The following is a 17,067-nucleotide window of genomic DNA, read 5'->3' as shown; positions in this document are numbered from 1 at the left end:
AACCATCTCGTCACAGAATTGGAGTTTTTCGATGCTGAATAGAGTAGTGATCGTGGGTGGTGGTACTGCCGGCTGGATAACCGCGTCGTACCTCAAGGCAGCCTTCGGAGACCGGATCGACCTGACCCTCGTCGAATCCGGAAAGGTCGGCACCATCGGTGTCGGCGAAGCCACGTTCAGCGACATCCGGCATTTCTTCGAGTTTCTCGGGCTCAAGGAATCGGACTGGATGCCGGCGTGCAACGCCACCTACAAGCTCGCGGTGCGATTCGAGAACTGGCGCAAGCCGGGTCATCACTTCTACCACCCGTTCGAGCAGATGCGGTCCGTCGACGGCTTCCCGCTGTCGGACTGGTGGCTCAAGAACGGCCGCACCGACCGGTTCGACGTGGACTGCTTCGTGATGGCCAACATCTGTGACGCCGAGCGCAGCCCGCGTCACCTCGGCGGCGCCATGCTGTCGCAGCCGTACGACGAGAACGGCGAAGAGCCCCAGGGCCTGACGATGTCGGAGCACCAGGGCAAGACGCAGTTCCCGTACGCCTACCACTTCGAGGCCGCGCTGCTGGCGAAGTTCCTCACCCAGTACACGGTGGACCGCGGCGCGAAGCACATCGTCGACGACGTCCAGGACGTCAAGCTCGACGAGCGCGGCTGGATCAGCAGCGTGGTCACCGCCGAGCACGGCGAGCTGACCGGCGACCTGTTCATCGACTGCACCGGTTTCCGCGGGCTGCTGCTCAACAAGGCCCTGGAGGAGCCCTTCATCTCCTTCCAGAACACCCTGCCCAACGACAGCGCGGTCGCCCTCCAGGTGCCGCAGGACATGGAGGCGCGGGGCATCCGGCCCTGCACGACCGCCACCGCGCAGGACGCGGGATGGATCTGGACCATCCCGCTGTACGGCCGTATCGGCACCGGGTACGTGTACGCGAGCGACTACCTGTCCGCCGACGAGGCCGAGCGCACCCTGCGCGAGTTCGTGGGGCCGAGCGCGGCCGACGCCGAGGCCAACCACATCAAGATGCGCATCGGCCGCAGCAACCGCTCCTGGGTGAACAACTGCGTGGGTATCGGCCTGACCAGCGGCTTCGTCGAGCCGTTGGAGTCGACCGGCATCTTCTTCATCCATCACGCGGCCGAGCAGCTGGTCAAGAACTTCCCCGGGCCCGACTGGAACCCGGTGCAGCGCGACAGCTACAACAACTCCGTCGCCCATGTGATGGACGGCGTACGCGAGTTCCTCGCCCTGCACTACGCCGCCGCCGGGCGCAACGACACGCAGTACTGGAAGGACACCAAGACCCGGGAGCTGCCCGACGGTCTGGCCGAGCGGATCGAGCACTGGAAGTACCAGCTGCCGGACACCGAGTCGGTCTTCCCGTACTACCACGGGCTGCCGCCGTACTCCTACATGTGCATCCTGCTCGGGATGGGCGGCATCGACCTCAGGCCGTCGCCGGCGCTCGCGCTCGCCGACAACAGCGCGGCGCTGAAGGAGTTCCAGTCGGTGCACGACCATGCCGCCGCTCTCATCGGCCAGCTTCCGACGCAGTACGAGTACTTCACGCACATGCGCCGCTGACCCCGCGGGCGCCGCGGTGGCCGCTCCGGCTGCCGCGGTGCCGCGTCCGTCGCCCCAGGGAGCTTCACCCCGTGACCGAACTCGCCCGACTCAACGAATCCGCACGGCCGGCGGCCCCGGCGTCCGTGGCCGAGAGCCAGCGCGCCATGATGAGCGGCTTCCCCACCGGGGTCGCCGTCCTCACCACGACCGACCCCGACGGCACGCCCCGCGGGATGACCGTCTCCTCGGTGTGCAGTGTCACGCTGAACCCGCCTGTCCTGCTGGTCTGCCTCCGCAGCGGCAGCCCCACTCTGCGGTCGGTCCTGGACACCGGCCGGTTCGTGGTGAACCTGCTGCACGGCGCCGCCCAGCCGGTCGCCGAACTGTTCGCGTCGGGCGCGCCCGATCGTTTCGACCGCGTGCGCTGGGAGTACGACGCCGACGACCCGTACACGGCCGGCCCCCATCTCCTCCACGACGCACACGCCATCGCGGACTGCCGGGTGAGCGACGAGCACCGCAGCGGGGACCACCTCGTGGTCTTCGGCAACGTCCTGCGGGTCACCCCGTTCCCGGACCGGCAGCCGCTGGTCTACGGCAAGCGGCAGTACCGGGTGTGGCCGGTGGGGACGGACCGCCATTAGCGGGTGACGTCGCAGCGGCAGGTCTCGGATCTGGAGGACGAGGCTCACCCCGCCGGCTGCGGGACGGTTGCCGGGGTGGGCCGTGCGGAATCAGGGCGGGGGCACCGCGATGAAGGCCGCGCTCTTCCGGGGTGTGCCGGTACCGGCCTGCACCGGAGCTCACCTGCTCGCGTCCACCGCTCCGGTCCGGGCCCGCTTCGGCCGGGTGGCCAAGGCCCTCAGCGTCTCGAAGGCGGTCGCCGTCGGGCTCGCCGGTTCGGCCTGGTAGACCACCAGCTGCTGGTGCGGGGCCCCGTTGACCGTGAAAGCCGCGAACTTGATGTGCAGGTCCCCGACCTGAGGGTGTTTGAGGTGCTTGCCCTCCTGGGATTTGCCCTTGACGTCGTGCAGTTGCCAGAGCGCGGCGAACTCCGCGCTCCGGGCGGACAGTTCCGCCACGACCTCGGCGATGCGGGCGGACTCGGGATCATGGCCGTAGGCGGCCCTGATCTCGGCGACGCAGGAGTGCGCGGTCCGCTCCCATTCCTGGTAGAAGTCGCGGCCCGCCGGGTCGACGAACACCATGCGGGCGAGGTTGTCGAACTGGTCGAACCCGCTGTGGAGGGCCGTGGCCAGGGAGTTGCCCGCCATGATGTCGAGGGCCGGCCCGACGACGAAGGCCGGAGTGTGATCCCACCCTTCCATCAGCTGCAGCAGCTGCGGGCTGACGTCCGTCCCGCCCCAGTCGTGGGGGCGCTGCGAGGCGGCGAGGCAGAGGCGGTTGAGATGGTCGGTGGACTCCGCGTCCAGTTTCAGCGCCTGCGCCACGGCATCGAGGACCTGCGGGGACGGGCTGTTCTCACGCCCCTGTTCCAGCCTGATGTAGTAGTCGGAGCTGACTCCGGCGAGCAGCGCGACTTCCTCTCTGCGCAGTCCCGGCACCCGGCGCCGCCCGTGTTCGGGCAGACCGACGTCGTGTGGCTTCAGGGCTTCTCTGCGGGCTCGGAGAAAATCACCCAAAGGCGTCCCATTGCTCATGCGGCAAGACTAGATGGATTTCGCCCGGTGAGAAGTGCCGGACGTGCGGTATCACATCAGGTCGCGCGTTCGTCGCAGCGGGTGATTCCGCGCCGCCGTAATCCTGGGTGTAATGCACCCACCGTCGGCGGGACTTTTCCGGGTGCTTTCCGCCTAGCCTCGATGACATGGACAACGACACGCACCTCGACTCGGTGGAAGGGCTGGGTCGGTTTCTCCGGGCCCGCAGAGAACGCCTGAGCCCCCTGGCGGCGGGACTGCCCGCCGCCGGCCGGCGAAGGGTGCCCGGGCTGCGGCGCGACGAGGTCGCCACGCTCGCGGGCGTCAGCCTGAGCTACTACAGCCGGCTGGAGCAGGGCCGTGAGCTCAGTCCCTCGCCCCGGGTCCTTGAGGCCATGGCCCGGGTGCTGCAACTCGGTGACGAGGACAAGCGGGAGCTCTTCCGGCTGGCCCAGCCGGCGGCCCGCCGTACGAAGGCACCCGTCCGGGTCGAGCGTGTCCGGCCGCACCTGCGACAGCTGATCGGGAGCTGGACCAGGACACCGGCCTTCATCATCGGCCACGCCCAGGACCTGCTGGCCACCAACGCACTGGCCGACGCCCTCTACCGCGACTTCGCGCAGCACGACAACGTCCTGCGCATGCTCTTCCTGGACCCCGCCGCGAAGACCTTCTACCGCAGCCCGGAGCGGGCCAGGCACCGGGCGGTCGCCGACCTTCAGCAGACGGCGGCGAGCACCCCGGAGGACCCCCGCATCCTGGAGCTGGTCGGTGAGCTGTCGGTGCGCAGCAGCGAGTTCCGCGCCCTGTGGGCACGCGAGTACACCCGGGTCCCGCCCTACGAGATCAAGCAGGTGTACCACTCCGTCGTGGGAGACCTGGAGCTGCGGCACGAGGCCCTCAGTATCCGCAGCGCCCCGGGGCAGCAGCTCGTCGTCCTGCAGGCCGAGCCGGGTTCCCCCTCCGCCGACGGGCTGGCCCTGCTGGGCTCCGTCAGCGCGCCCGAGGTGCCGCACCAGCCGAACCCCGCGCACGGCACCTGAGCCCCATCCTGGGTGTAGGACTCCCAGGAAAACCGCTGCCTTCATATCACCCCGGTGGAGGGACAGACTCGAATACGTCAACAAGAAATCCCCCCGCAAAGGGGAAAGCGACGAAAGAGGTTTTTCCCATGGCTACGTGGTTTGTCACCGGTGCCTCCCGCGGAATCGGCGCGGAAATCGCCCGCGCCGCTCTGGCCGGCGGTAACAATGTCGTGGTCGCCGTACGAAATCCGGAGCGCGTACCGGACGATCTGAGGAGTTCCGACAAGGTCTTCGCGGCCGCCCTGGACGTCACGGACAACGACAGCATTCCGCAGGCGGTCGAGGCCGCCGTGGAGCGGTTCGGCGGTATCGACGTCCTGGTGAACAACGCCGGCCGCGGCCTGCTCGGCGCGCTGGAGGAGATCTCCGACGCGGAGGCCCGGTCGCTGTTCGACCTCAACGTCTTCGGCCTGATCAACGTCACCCGCGCTGTGCTGCCCGTGATGCGCAAGCAGGGCTCGGGCCGGCTGGTGCACATCGGGTCCCGCTCCGGTTTCGAGGGCGAGCCGGGCGTCAGCCTTTACTCCGCGTCCAAGTTCGCCGTCGCCGGCATCAGCGAAGCGCTCTCCGCCGAGATGGCGCCGTTCGGAATCCAGTCGATGGTCGTCGAGCCGGGCGTCTTCCGCACCGACTTCCTGGACGCCAGCTCCCTGTCGGTCGCCGGGAACCGCATCAGCGACTACGACGACACCCCCGCGCACGTGACGCTCGACTGGATCGACCAGGCCAACCACGCCCAGCTCGGCGACCCCGTCAAGGGCGCCGCCCTCATCGTCGAGGTGGCCGCCACCGACAAGCTGCCCACGCATCTCTACCTCGGGCGCGACACGCTGGAGCGGCTCGACGTCAAGTACCAGCAGGTGCAGGACGACCTCGCCCCGTGGCGCGAGAAGTCCGCGGCCACCGCGCACGACGACGCCGCCTGACGCCCCGCCGGGTGCCCGCCCCGCTCGGGCACCCGGCGCCTTCCCCCTTCACTTCCCCCCTCCTCCCTCCCCGCCTCCTGTGATCAAAGAGATCGAGGTTTTGTGATGTCTGCTGCCCTGCTCACCGGTACCCCCCTGGCCGGCCGTGTCGCCGTCGTCTCCGGCGCCTCCAGCGGCATGGGGGCCGTCACCGCCGAGCGCCTCGCCGGACTCGGCGCGACCGTGGTCGTACTGGCCCGGCGCAAGGAGCGCCTGGACCATGTGGTCAAGAACATCGAGGCCGCCGGCGGCACCGCGCTCGCCCTGGCCGTCGACGTGACCGACCGCGCCGCCGTCCAGGCCGCCGCCGACCAGGTCGCCGAGCGCTTCGGCAAGGCCGACCTCGTGTTCAACAACGCCGGTGTCCAGCTGATCTCCGGCATCGAGGAGCTCAAGGTCGACGACTGGCAGCGCCAGATCGACCTCAACATCGGCGGCCTGATGAACGTGATCGCCGCGTTCGTCCCGCACCTGACGGAATCCGCCGCCGCGGGCCGGCCCGCCGACCTGATCAACACCTCGTCGATCGCGGCCACCCGCATCCTGACGAAGTTCTCCGTCTACTCCGGCACCAAGGCGTACATCAGCCACCTCACCCGGCTGCTGCGCGTCGAGCTCGGTCCCAAGATGGTCCGGGTGGCCACCATCGAGCCCGGCATGGTCGACACCGAGCTGCCGGCCCACGTCACCGACCCCGACGCCTCCAAGCTGATGGCCGACCTCATCCACGACATCGACGTCCTGCAGAGCGCCGACGTCGCCGAGACCGTCGCCTTCATGGCCGCCGTCCCGCGCCACGTCAACCTCACCGAGATCACCATCCTGCCCACCGCCCAGGCCATCTGACGTCCGTTCCGGCGTGGGGGGGGAGAGCAGCCCGGTGCTGTTCTCCCCCCCCACGTCTCCATCGGTCGAGAGGACCCGACATGAACATCACGGTGATCGGACGAGGGCGGGACGGAGGCGATGCCTCGGCCGCCGATGCCGTCGTCGTGGCCGTGCCCGGCCACCTCATCGGCGAGGTGCTGCGCGGTGTCGCCGGGCTGAACGGTCAGGTGACCATCGACGCGACCAACCTCTACACCGAACGCGACGGCGCCTTCCCGTCGCTCGCGCATCAGGTCAAGTCCGTCGTCGGCGGCCCGACGGCGAAAGCGTTCAACACGGTCTTCGCGTCCTCGTACGAGCTGGTCGGCGAGCACAGCGCGTGACACCCGGCAACCTGTACGCGGCCGAACCGGACGCGATGGACGTCACCGCACGGCTCATCGGCGGCGCCGGCTTCGACCCCGTGTACGTCGGCGACCTCGATCCGGGAGCGCGGCTGCCGGAGGACAGTTGCTACGGCCGGCCGGGCGAGCTGTAGTCCCTCCCGCAGCGGCTCACGGTGCCGACTGGATGTCGCCGCGTGTGGAGGACGTGATGGTGTCGCCGTGCGCGAAGTCGCCGGGAGGGATGCCGGGATGGTGTCCGACGCCTGCCGACGGCACTGTGGCCGCGGGGCCGAGGGTGAGCCGGGAGACGATGCGGTAGCGGTCTCCGCGGTAGATCGAGTGGACGTACTCGACGGGCTGTCCGGTGGTGTCCGAGGTGAGGCGCTCGAAGAGCAGCGCCGGTGACAGTTCGGGCACGTCGAGCAGTTCGGCCTCGGCCCGGGTGACGACGGTCGGCTCGATCGCCTGGACGGCCTCCTGGACGTGCACGCCGTGCTGTTCGCGCAGGTGCTCGTACAGGTCGCCGGCCTCCAGTTCCCCGGCGGACAGGGCCGGGACCAGACCGGCCTTGATGTGCAGGTGCTCGATGGCCATCGGGGCGCCGTCGACCAGACGCAGCCGTGCCACGTACACGATCTCGGCGGCGGGGGAGATGCGCAGCCTGCGGCCCACGCGCGCGCCCGCCGGGATGGTGGTGAACTCCAGCAGCCGACTCGACCAGGTTCCGGTGGCCCGGGGCACGGTCATGGCCTGCTGTCCGGAGACGAGTTCCTGGGTGATCTTCTCCGGAGCGACGAACATGCCCCGCCCGTGCTCCCGTACCAGCAGCCCCGCGGCGACCAGTTCGTCGGCCGCCGCGCGCAGGGTGGGGCGGGACACGCCCAGGCGGGCGCAGAGGACGCGCTCGGAGGGGATCGCGTCCCCCGGGCGCTGTGACTCGACCAGGTCGAGGAGGAAGTCGCGCACGCGCTCCCGTTTGAGCACCGCGCCTGGTTCGTCGGCCGTCATGTCGCGCTCCCTGTTGCCCGGAATCCCAGTTGACCAGTTAACCAGCTGACCAGTGGTCACCTACAACTGCCCTCCTGGTTCCGGGAAGTGTAACGGCCACCGAGAGGCGGTCGTCCGCACTCCGCCTGGTCTGCCCAGCAAATGCCGTTGCTGTACGGAGGGTTGACGCCTCAATTGGTCTATGCCACCTTCATCCTCACATCAAGAGGTGAGCTGACCAGTGGACTTCACTGGTCAGATGGTCAGGTCATGTCCTCCAGAGGTGAACCGTGAAGCTCCGCTTGTTTGCCGGTGTGTCCGCGCTCCTGATGACGGCCGGGCTCAGTGCCTGCAGTAGTTCCTCCGACGCCTCCGGCGACGGCTCCGGCAAAAGCACCACCATCGACGTGTGGCTGATGCGCGACAGTGTCTCGGCACGGTTCCAGAGCGACTTCGTCAAGGGCTTCGAGGCCGCCCACCCCGACATCAAGGCCAAGGTGCAGATCCAGGAGTGGGACGGGATCGGCGAGAAGGTCACGGCGGCCCTCGCCAGCAACGACGCCCCGGACGTCATCGAGACCGGCAACACCCAGGTCGCCCAGTTCGCGCAGAGCGGCGGGCTGCTCGACCTCAGCGACAAGGTCGGCGAACTCGGCGGGCAGAACTGGCTCAAGGGCCTCGCCGAGCCGGGCTCCTACGAGGGCAAGCAGTACGGCGTCCCCTACTACGCCGCCAACCGCGTCGTCGTCTACCGCACCGACCTCTTCAAGAAGGCGGGCATCGACGCGACCACGATCAAGACCCGCGACCAGTGGATCGCCGCCACCGAGAAGCTCAACACCGGTGACACGCAAGGCATCTACCTGCCCGGCCAGAACTGGTACACCTTCGCCGGCTTCGTCTGGGACGAGGGCGGCGACCTCGCCGCCGAGTCCGGCGGCAGGTGGAAGGGCACGCTGGACACCCCCGAGGCGATCCGCGGAATGGAGTTCTACCAGAAGCTCCAGGCCCTCGGCCGGGGCCCCAAGGACGCCGACGAGGCCAACCCCCCGCAGGCGGACGTCATGGCCAAGGGGAAGGTCGCCCAGGTCGTCTCGACACCCGGCGGCGCCAACGTCGTCATCCAGAACAACCCCGCGCTCAAGGGCAAGCTCGGCTTCTTCCCGATCCCGGGCAAGACCGCCGACAAGCCCGGCGCGGTCTTCACCGGCGGCTCCGACCTCGTCATCCCCACGGCCTCCACCAAGCAGGACGCGGCCTACACCTTCATCAGGGAACTCACCGGCGACACCTGGCAGAAGAAGCTCGCCCTCGCCATGAGCTACGTACCGAACAAGACCACCCTGGCCTCCGCGGTCGCCTCCGACCCGGGCGCCGCGGCCATGGCGGTCGGCGCCGCCGAGGGCCACGCCACACCCAACACGCCGGGCTGGGCCGCGGTCGAGGCCAAGAACCCGATCAAGGACTACATGACGGCCGTGCTCACCGGAGGCGATGTGCAGAAGGCGGCCACCACGGCGTCCGACGCGATCACCACGGCGATGAACTCCGGCTCCTGAACCGTCGTCGACGCACGGGAAGGAGAAATGCCGTGCCGGCACTCCGAGAGCAGACCGTCTCCCGCCCCCCACTCACCACCCGGCCGGCCCGGCGGTCCACCGCGGCGGGCAGGCGCCGCCCGTCGACGGCCGCCGGCCGCGGGATCTGGCCGTACCTCCTGATCGCGCCCGCCGTCCTCGGCACGCTCTACCTGCTTGTCTATCCCCTGGTCCGCGCCGTGGTGATCTCGCTCCAGGACTTCGGTCTGCGCCAGCTCATCCTGGGCGACGCACGGTTCGTCGGATTCCGGAACTACGAGACGCTGCTGGGCGACGGCCGCTTCTGGGAGGTGGTGCGCCGCACCTTCCTCTTCATGGCGGTCAACGTCGTACTGATCATGGTGCTGTCCACCCTGGTCGCGCTCATGGTCGAACGCCTTGGCCGGTTCGGGCGGACCGCGGTCCTCAGTGCGCTCGTGCTGACCTGGGCGATGCCCGTCATCGCGGCGACCACCGTGTTCCAGTGGCTGTTCCACTCGGAGTTCGGCATCGTCAACGCGGTCCTGACCGACCTGGGGTTCGAGTCCTTCCACCGCTACCCCTGGTTCGCGCACGGCCCGGCCGCCTTCGCCATCGTGGTCGTCCTCGTCGTGTGGCAGTCCGTGCCGTTCGCCGCGATCACCCTGTACTCGGCCCTCACCACCGTCCCCACCGAGCTGTACGAGTCGGCGCGGCTCGACGGGGCGTCGGGGCCGCGGATCTTCCGCTCGATCACCCTCCCGATCGTCCGGCCGATCTTCCTGCTGGTGCTCTCGCTCGAAGTGATCTGGACGTTCAAGGCGTTCGTCCAGATCTGGGTGATGACCAACGGCGGGCCCGGCGACGCGACCACGATCCTGCCCGTGTACGCGGTCCAGACCGCCCTGTCGAGCCAGCGCTACGACCTCGGCTCGGCGGCCTCCATGGTCACCGTCGTGCTGATGTCGGGAGTGCTGGTCTTCTACTTCCGCCAGATGTTCCGCCAGGAGGACGAGCTCGCATGAGCACCACCCGGCCCCGCGTCCGCCGCCTGCCCCTGAACGCCGCCGCCGTCCTCACGGTCGTGGTCTGTCTGTTCCCGGTCTACTGGATGGTCGTCACCGCGTTCACCCCGACCCGCGACATCCAGTCCGGCAACCCCCGGATCATCCCCGAGAGCTGGACCCTCGACCACTTCCGCACCGCCGTCGGCGCCGCAGGTTTCGGCCTGTTCTGGCGCAACAGCATCCTCGTCACGCTCAGCGCCGTCCTGCTCGCCCTCGTCATCGCGCTCGGCGCCGCCTACGCGGTCGCCCGGATGCGGTGGAGGGGACGGCGGCAGTTCATGCTCATGGTCTTCATCGCCCAGATGGCGCCCTGGGAGTCTCTGATCATCCCCGTGTACATCATCTCCCGGGACACCGGCATGCTCGACCGGCTGCCGACCCTGACCTTCGTCTACTTCATGATGACGCTGCCCTTCACCGTCATCGTGCTGCGCGGCTTCATCGGCACGATCCCGCCGGAGCTGGAGGAGTCCGCCCAGGTCGACGGCTGCACCCGGCTCGGCGCGTTCCGGCACATCGCGTTCCCGCTCCTGGCCCCTGGCCTGATGGCCACCTCGCTGTTCGGCTACATCACCGCCTGGAACGAGTTCGCGTACGCCAACTTCCTGATCATCAAGCAGCAGGACAACCGCACCCTGCCCGTCTGGCTGTCCTCGTTCCAGAACGTCTTCGGCACCGACTGGGGCGCCACCATGGCCGCCTCGACCCTCTTCGCCGCCCCCGCACTCGTGGTGTTCCTGCTGCTCCAGCGCCATGTCACCGCCGGCTTCGCGGCCGGTGCGGTCAAAGGCTGACCGCACACCCACCCCCACGCGACCCGCTTCCGGAGACGACCCATGCCCGCACACCGACCTGTGCTCTCCCTCGTCCCGCGCCCCGCCAAAGCCGTACTCCGGCCCGGGCGCTTCACGCTCGACGCCGACACCGCGCTGCACATCGGCGCGGGCGCCGAACCGGCCGCGGAACTGCTGCGGACCCTGCTCGCTCCCGCCACCGGGCTGCCCCTGCGACCGTCCCCGGACGGACAGTTCACGCTGGCGCTCGCCCCTGGGCTCACCGGTCTCGGCGACGAAGGGTACGGGCTCACCATCGCCCCGCACACCGTGCTGCTGCGCGCCGCGCACCTCACCGGCCTGCTGCGCGGCATCCAGACGATCCGTCAACTCCTGCCCCCCGAGACCCTGTCGAAGACCCCGCGGCCAGACACACAGTGGCTGCTGCCCTGCGCCGAGATCACCGACGTCCCGCGGCACCCCTGGCGCGGCGCGATGCTGGACGTGGCCCGCCACTTCCAGCCCGTCTCCTATCTGCGCCGCTACGTCGACCTGCTGGCCCTGCACAAGATCAGCGTGTTCCATCTGCACCTCACGGACGACCAGGGCTGGCGGATGCCGGTCACCGCCCGTCCCAAGCTCACCGAGATCGGCGGCCGTCGTGCCGAGTCGCAGCAGGGCCCGGCCGGCAGCGGCACGTTCGACGGCGTCCCGCACGGAGGGTCGTACACGCGGGCCGAACTGAGCGGCCTGGTCCGGTACGCGGCCGCTCGCGGCGTCACCGTCATGCCGGAGATCGAGATGCCCGGACACGTACGCGCGGCCCTCGCCGCCTATCCCGGACTGGGCAACCAGCCGGAGCGCAGCCTCGACGTCTGGACGCGCTGGGGCGTGTGCGACACCGTCCTCGGTGTCCACGACGAGGTCCTCGACTTCTGCCGCGATGTCCTCGACGAGGTCATGGACGTCTTCCCCTCGCCGTACATCCACATCGGCGGCGAGGAGTGCCCCACCACCGAGTGGACGCACAGTGCCGCCGCGCGCGAACGGGCGTCGGCACAGGGCCTGCCGAACCCCGAGGCCCTGCACGGCTGGTTCCTCGGGCAGATCGGCGAGTTCCTCGTCCGGCGTGGCCGCCGCCCGGTCGGCTGGGCCGAGACCGGCGCCGAACTGCCCCTCGACTTCACCGTGATGACCTGGCGCGACGCATCCCACACCCTGACGGCGGCGCGCCGCGGCCACCCCGTCGTCAGCGCGTACCACCGGGCCACCTACCTCGACCACGCCCAGACCGCCGACCCGCACGAGCCGCCGGCCCAGCCCGGCACCGTCGTCGATCTGCGCGCCGCCCACGCCCATGACCCCGTACCCGAGGACGCCGAACCGGACGTGGCCGGGCGGGTGCTCGGCACCCAGGCCCAGCTGTGGACCGAGTTCGTCACGACGCCCGCCCACATCGAGTACCTCACCTACCCCCGGCTGTGTGCCCTCGCCGACCGCGCCTGGAGCGGCACCACCGACTGGGCCGACTTCCGCTCCCGCCTCGACGGGCACACCGCCCGGCTCGACGCGCTCGGCGTCCGGCGCCACCCCTGACCTGTCCGATTCCGGGAATCACCCCCACCTTTCTGGAAAGGAACCACGATGAGACTCACCAAGAACCGGCTGCGCGCCACCGCGTCCGCCGCCGTCGCGGTGGCCATGGGCGCCGCCGCGCTCACCGCACTCCCCGGCACCGCGAGCGCGGCCGGCGACGGACTGAGCGTCCAGTACCGTACGAGCGCCGCCGGAGCCAGCGCCGACCAGGCCGAGCCCTGGTTCAAGGTGAAGAACACCGGCACCACCACCGTGCAGTTGGCGAGCGTCAGGATCCGCTACTACTTCAAGGCCGACTCGGCGAGCGCGAGTTACCGCTTCGCCTGTTCCTGGGCCGTCAAGGGCTGCGCCAACGTCACCGGCACCTTCGGCACGCTCACCAACCCGACGGCCACGGCCGACCGCTACCTGGAGATCGGCTTCACCTCCGGTGCCGGCACCCTCGCTCCGGGCGCCGACACCGGCGACATGCAGCTGCGCTTCTACCAGTCCACGTGGCAGCCGCTGGTCCAGAGTGACGACTACTCCTTCGGCGCCTCCCAGACCTCGTACGGCGACTGGTCCAAGGTCACCGCACAGCTGTCCGGCACCACCCTGTGGGGCCAGGCTCCCGCCGGCAACGACCCGACGGACCCGCCCACCGACCCGCCGACCGACCCTCCGGCCACCGGCGCCACGCTGTTCGACGACTTCGACTACAGCGCCTACAACGACCCGAAGATCTCGGCGCACGGCTGGAGCGTGCGCTCCGCCTCCGGCGGCCCCGGCGTGTCCGGCGCCACCTGGGCGCCCGGGAACGTCACCTTCGCCACCTCCAGCGGCAACTCCGTCATGAACCTGGAGACCTCGACATCGGGCACCGGCGAGAGCACCAAGCAGACAGAGGTCGTCACCAACGCACGGAAGTTCAAGAACGGCACCTACGCGGCCCGGGTCAGGTTCAGCGACGCACCCGTGTACGGCCCGGACGGCGACCACCTCGTCCAGACGTTCTTCACCATCAACGACCTCACGGCACCGATGGCGGACGACTACTCCGAGTACGACTTCGAGTACCTCCCCAACGGCGGCTGGGGCGAGTCGTCGAACATCCTCTACACGACGTCCTGGGAGACCTACCAACCCGACCCGTGGGTGGCGGTCAACCAGCACACCGAGGGCCGGCAGAGCTACGACGGCTGGCACGACCTGGTGCTGACCATCGACAACAACAACATCAGGTACTACATCGACGGACAGCTCTTCGGCACGCATGACGCCGCGTACCTGCCGGAGCGGCCGATGTCGATCAACTTCAACCAGTGGCTGATCGATTTCGGCGGCCTGACCAGCTCCACCGCGCGCGCGTACGACGAGCAGGTCGACTACGTCCTGCACGTCAAGGACCAGGTCCTCACACCGGCGCAGGTCGCCGCCAAGGTGGCGGCGTACCGCGGCGCGGGCACCACCTTCGAGGACACCGTGCCCAGCAGCTGACACCGGCGCACCCCGAGTGATCCGGCGGCCCGCGCACCGCACGCGCGCGGGCCGCCGGGAGCGTCGCCCTCCTCAGGGAGTGAGGTAACAGCCCTTCCGTACCCCCGGCAGCGGGTCCGTGCCGCCGAACGACGCGGTCGTGCAACCGGTGCCGCCGCTGAACGTCCGGTAGACGAAGGTGCCCCGGGCGCCGTAGGCCACGGTCTGTTGCCCGCTGAAGGCGCAAGTCCCGGTCTCGTCCGAGCAGTTCGTGGCGTAGCCGGCCGGGCCGCCGGTGGCGGTGTAGCAGGCCTTCGACTCGCCGGGGATCGGGTCGCCGAACGTCGCGTCGGTGCAGGGGGTGTCGCCGGTGGCCCTGAGTGTGGTGAACGCTCCGAACGCGCCGTACAGCACCGGCTGTCCGGCGGCGGCCGCGCACGTCCCGTTCTGGTCCGCGCACTTGGTCCAGCCGCCGGCCGGTGCTCCGGAGGGCGGCAGGTAGCAGGATTTGGCGACGCCGTCGATCGGGTCGCCGAAGTGGGCGTTGGAGCAGGTGACGGAGCCGTTGGTGACCTGGTGGACGAAGTTGCCGTTGCCGCCGTAGACGACGTCGCGGTTGTAGCCGGGCACGGCGCAGGTGCCGCCCTCGGCCGCGCAGGCGGTGTACCCCGGCGGGCCGCCCGCGTCGGCGACGTAGCAGGACTTCACGAGATTCGGCGCCGGGTCGCCGCCGAAGGCGTCGCTGGTGCAGGCGGTGCTGTCGGTCACCGTCTTGTACGTGTACGTTCCGGCCCCGTAGGCCACCGAGCGGGTGCCGCTGAAGGAGCAGCTGCCGCCTTCGCCCGCGCACCGGGTGTAGCCCGCGCGCAGTGCACCGGTGGTGGCCGGGTCGGCCGGTGCCGCCGGGTTGCCGAGGCCGGTGGCGGTCACGGTGTAGCCGCCCGGGGCGACGCCGGTGAGGTAGACGTAGCTGTCGTCCTGGCTCGCGCCGGTGATGCCGGCGCCGGGGGTGAAGGTTCCGTTGCTCCAGACGACAGTGCCGTTCACGGACACCGAGATGTTGCCGCCGCCGGACTTCGGCACGCCGATACGGCCGGTGGTGCCGGACGGGCTGGTCAGGTGCGCCGAGTAGGTGCCGGCAGCGGGATCGCGGGACCAGGACGCCTCGACGGCGCCCTGGGGCAGGGTGATACGCCCCTCGGCGCTGGTCAGGTCGCCGGGGTGCGGGACGAAGCGGTAGGCGCCGGTCGCCGACTCCGGCGCGGTGCCGAGCACGTCGAAGGTGAGCGTGGAGGTGGGCGCGGAGGACCAGCCGTGGGCCAGGCTCATGAACGAACCGCCGTAGGCGAGCCCGCCGTCGGCCTTGACGCCCTCCCAGAAGGTGCTCTTGGTGCCGATGTCGCTGTCGAGCATGTGACCCCAGGTCCGGCGGATCTGGTCCAGGGCGGTGTAGTCGTCGTTCGCCGTGAAGCGGGCGTTGAGTTCCATGCCGCCCGCGAAGGGCGAGACGTTGCCGCCCCATTCGGGGGTGGTGGGGCCGTACGCGCCCCAGTTCCTCCCGAGCCCCGCGACGACGCTCTTGGCCTTGGCCGCGGTGTCCGCCAACCCGTACCAGACGGCAAGGGAGTTGCCGTCCTGCGGGTACAGACCGCTGGTGGGGTTGTCCTTGTACATGCCCTTCGAGGCATCCCACAGGCGGGAGTTGGCCGCGGCCTTGATCGCGTCCGCCCTGCCGGTCCAGCTCGCGGCGAGCGCGCTGTCGCCCTCGGCCGTGGCCAGGGTCGCGCCGCCCCTGAGCGCGGCGTACAGCAGCGCGTTGGCGGAGATGTTCTCCCCGCCCTGGCCGACCCGGGCCCAGTCCTGGGTGCGGGTGACGTTGAGCAGGTTGTTGCCGTCGATCTTGTTGGTGATGAAGGCCATCCCGCGCTTGTAGTCGGCCCATTCGGAGTCCAGCCACGCCCGGTCGGCGCTGTAGGTGTAGTACGTCGACGTGCCCAGCAGCGTCCAGGTGTGGTAGGTGTCCGAGCCGGTGAGGTTGAACGGCGGGCCGGACCAAGGGATTTCACCGTCCGCCGACTGCGCGTCGTACATCGTGGTGAGCGCGTTGCGGGTCGAGGTGAGATCGCCGGAGTACGCGTACTGCGTGGGGACCGCGATGCCCATGTCGCCGGGCCACACCGTGCGGTCGCGCTTCGCGCCGTCGACCAGCACGGAGTCACCCACGCCGACGGTGGCGCCGTTGTCCCAGGCCGAGGCCGGCGGGGGCCAGGCGCGGCCCTGGTTCGAGGCGATCGTGTTGAGCTGCACCGTGTACGCCCCGGCGTACCAGATGCGGTTGAGCAGGTCGTCGCTGGAGTGGAAGTAGTTGGCGTAGTCGGCCGGGTTCGATTTCCCGGGCGCCGCGGTGAAGCCGAGGCTGACGCCCTTGAGGTCCACCCAGCCCGAGGTGTCGAGGAAGACCGTCAGGTAGCGGAAGCCGCCCCGGAGTTGGGCGGTGGGCACCGTGTAGGTGCCGTTGGCGGAGGCGGTGGCGTAGAGGGCGCCGTCCTCACCGTCACGGCCGCTGCTGCGGTCGCTGCTGTTGCCCGCGTACAGCGACGACTCGCTGAAGGCCAGGCCGACCCGCTGTCCGCCGTCGCTCACACCCCCGAAGGACAACGTTGTCACGCCGCCGGTCTCTTTGCCGAAGTCGAGGGTGACGGCCGACTGGGAGCCGGAGATCCGGGTCGGCTGTCCGCTCAGGACGTTCTGCGGGTTCGCGACGCTGCCGGACGTCCGGTAGACGGCGGTCGGCTTGAGGGTGCGTGAGGTCGGCGAGTAGTTCAGGGGGTCGACTGCCGCCGCCCGGACGCCCGTCGGGGTCTTTGCGGCGGACATCGGCACGGCGGCGGTGGAGGGGGCCGGGCCGGTGGCGAGCGCGGTGGCCGCGAGGACGGCGAGGCCGAGCAGGTGATGCCGGCCCGGCGGTCTGCTCAGTGGTGAGCGACGGCGCATGGAGACCTCCTGAGTGGGGGGTGCTTGGGGGACGCGCGTTCTGAAACGATTCAAAACCGTGCCGCACGAAGCCCCGTGCCCGCAGTGACAGCTGGATGCACGAGGAGCCTCGCCGAAGTTCCACCGATGATGGGCGCCCGGAAACCG

General features: G+C 69.8%; 15 protein-coding genes. 12 read left to right on the top strand and 3 right to left on the bottom strand.

Features of this window, described 5'->3' with window-relative positions:
• Positions 1 to 31 precede the first annotated feature (31 nt).
• Complete coding sequence (locus ACGFZQ_RS23670) at positions 32 to 1,585, top strand: tryptophan halogenase family protein (protein WP_234536927.1); 1,554 nt, start codon at positions 32 to 34, stop codon at positions 1,583 to 1,585.
• A 71-nt stretch (positions 1,586 to 1,656) separates the two neighbouring features.
• Positions 1,657 to 2,211 (top strand): flavin reductase family protein, encoded by a 555-nt coding sequence (locus tag ACGFZQ_RS23665; protein ID WP_393841960.1) that lies wholly within the window; start codon positions 1,657 to 1,659, stop codon positions 2,209 to 2,211.
• 159 nt (positions 2,212 to 2,370) lie between these two features.
• Here the strand turns inward: ACGFZQ_RS23665 and ACGFZQ_RS23660 are convergent, their stop codons facing one another.
• The gene (locus ACGFZQ_RS23660; protein ID WP_393841959.1) at positions 2,371 to 3,228 is read right to left on the bottom strand and encodes a helix-turn-helix transcriptional regulator; all 858 of its coding nucleotides are present in this window, start codon (positions 3,226 to 3,228) and stop codon (positions 2,371 to 2,373) included.
• Positions 3,229 to 3,395: 167 nt separating this feature from the next.
• Between ACGFZQ_RS23660 and ACGFZQ_RS23655 the strand changes: the two genes are divergently transcribed.
• The 5 genes from ACGFZQ_RS23655 to ACGFZQ_RS23635 all read left to right on the top strand — a co-directional run bounded on the left by ACGFZQ_RS23655 (position 3,396) and on the right by ACGFZQ_RS23635 (position 6,644).
• On the top strand, positions 3,396 to 4,271 hold the full coding sequence (locus tag ACGFZQ_RS23655) for a helix-turn-helix transcriptional regulator (protein WP_393841958.1): 876 nt from the start codon (positions 3,396 to 3,398) through the stop codon (positions 4,269 to 4,271).
• 128 nt (positions 4,272 to 4,399) lie between these two features.
• Entirely contained in the window at positions 4,400 to 5,239 is an 840-nt protein-coding gene (locus tag ACGFZQ_RS23650) for an SDR family NAD(P)-dependent oxidoreductase (protein WP_393841957.1), read from the top strand.
• A 102-nt stretch (positions 5,240 to 5,341) separates the two neighbouring features.
• Positions 5,342 to 6,124: an SDR family oxidoreductase gene (locus tag ACGFZQ_RS23645; RefSeq protein ID WP_393841956.1), complete on the top strand. Its 783-nt coding sequence runs from the start codon at positions 5,342 to 5,344 to the stop codon at positions 6,122 to 6,124.
• Between the two features lie 80 nt (positions 6,125 to 6,204).
• Complete coding sequence (locus ACGFZQ_RS23640; RefSeq protein ID WP_393841955.1) at positions 6,205 to 6,489, top strand: hypothetical protein; 285 nt, start codon at positions 6,205 to 6,207, stop codon at positions 6,487 to 6,489.
• Positions 6,486 to 6,644 (top strand): hypothetical protein, encoded by a 159-nt coding sequence (locus ACGFZQ_RS23635; protein ID WP_393841954.1) that lies wholly within the window; start codon positions 6,486 to 6,488, stop codon positions 6,642 to 6,644. The genes ACGFZQ_RS23640 and ACGFZQ_RS23635 overlap by 4 nt, the downstream gene beginning before the upstream one ends.
• Before the next feature lie 16 nt (positions 6,645 to 6,660).
• On the opposite strand, the gene ACGFZQ_RS23630 is transcribed toward ACGFZQ_RS23635, so the two are convergent.
• The gene (locus ACGFZQ_RS23630) at positions 6,661 to 7,500 is read right to left on the bottom strand and encodes a GntR family transcriptional regulator (protein ID WP_217560864.1); all 840 of its coding nucleotides are present in this window, start codon (positions 7,498 to 7,500) and stop codon (positions 6,661 to 6,663) included.
• Between the two features lie 308 nt (positions 7,501 to 7,808).
• On the opposite strand from ACGFZQ_RS23630, the gene ACGFZQ_RS23625 reads away from it, so the two are divergent.
• From ACGFZQ_RS23625 to ACGFZQ_RS23605, 5 genes are read left to right on the top strand one after another with little or no spacing between them, the layout of a single operon-like run.
• Complete coding sequence (locus ACGFZQ_RS23625; protein WP_393842099.1) at positions 7,809 to 9,038, top strand: extracellular solute-binding protein; 1,230 nt, start codon at positions 7,809 to 7,811, stop codon at positions 9,036 to 9,038.
• Between the two features lie 32 nt (positions 9,039 to 9,070).
• The gene (locus ACGFZQ_RS23620; RefSeq protein WP_393841953.1) at positions 9,071 to 10,060 is read left to right on the top strand and encodes a carbohydrate ABC transporter permease; all 990 of its coding nucleotides are present in this window, start codon (positions 9,071 to 9,073) and stop codon (positions 10,058 to 10,060) included.
• Positions 10,057 to 10,896 carry a carbohydrate ABC transporter permease gene (locus tag ACGFZQ_RS23615; protein WP_393841952.1) on the top strand — a complete coding sequence of 280 codons (840 nt, stop codon included), beginning with the start codon at positions 10,057 to 10,059 and terminating at the stop codon, positions 10,894 to 10,896. The genes ACGFZQ_RS23620 and ACGFZQ_RS23615 overlap by 4 nt, the downstream gene beginning before the upstream one ends.
• 42 nt (positions 10,897 to 10,938) lie before the next feature.
• Positions 10,939 to 12,471, top strand: a complete 1,533-nt coding sequence (locus tag ACGFZQ_RS23610) for a beta-N-acetylhexosaminidase (protein WP_393841951.1) — start codon at positions 10,939 to 10,941, stop codon at positions 12,469 to 12,471.
• Positions 12,472 to 12,519: 48 nt separating this feature from the next.
• Positions 12,520 to 13,947, top strand: a complete 1,428-nt coding sequence (locus ACGFZQ_RS23605; protein ID WP_393841950.1) for a cellulose binding domain-containing protein — start codon at positions 12,520 to 12,522, stop codon at positions 13,945 to 13,947.
• A gap of 72 nt (positions 13,948 to 14,019) precedes the next feature.
• Here the strand turns inward: ACGFZQ_RS23605 and ACGFZQ_RS23600 are convergent, their stop codons facing one another.
• Positions 14,020 to 16,920: an alpha-L-rhamnosidase gene (locus tag ACGFZQ_RS23600; protein ID WP_393841949.1), complete on the bottom strand. Its 2,901-nt coding sequence runs from the start codon at positions 16,918 to 16,920 to the stop codon at positions 14,020 to 14,022.
• Between the last annotated feature and the right edge of the window lie 147 nt (positions 16,921 to 17,067).

Source organism: Streptomyces sp. NPDC048254, assembly GCF_043201895.1.
Classification (GTDB): Bacteria; Actinomycetota; Actinomycetes; order Streptomycetales; family Streptomycetaceae; genus Streptomyces.
This window is presented reverse-complemented; position numbering and strand designations above follow the sequence as displayed.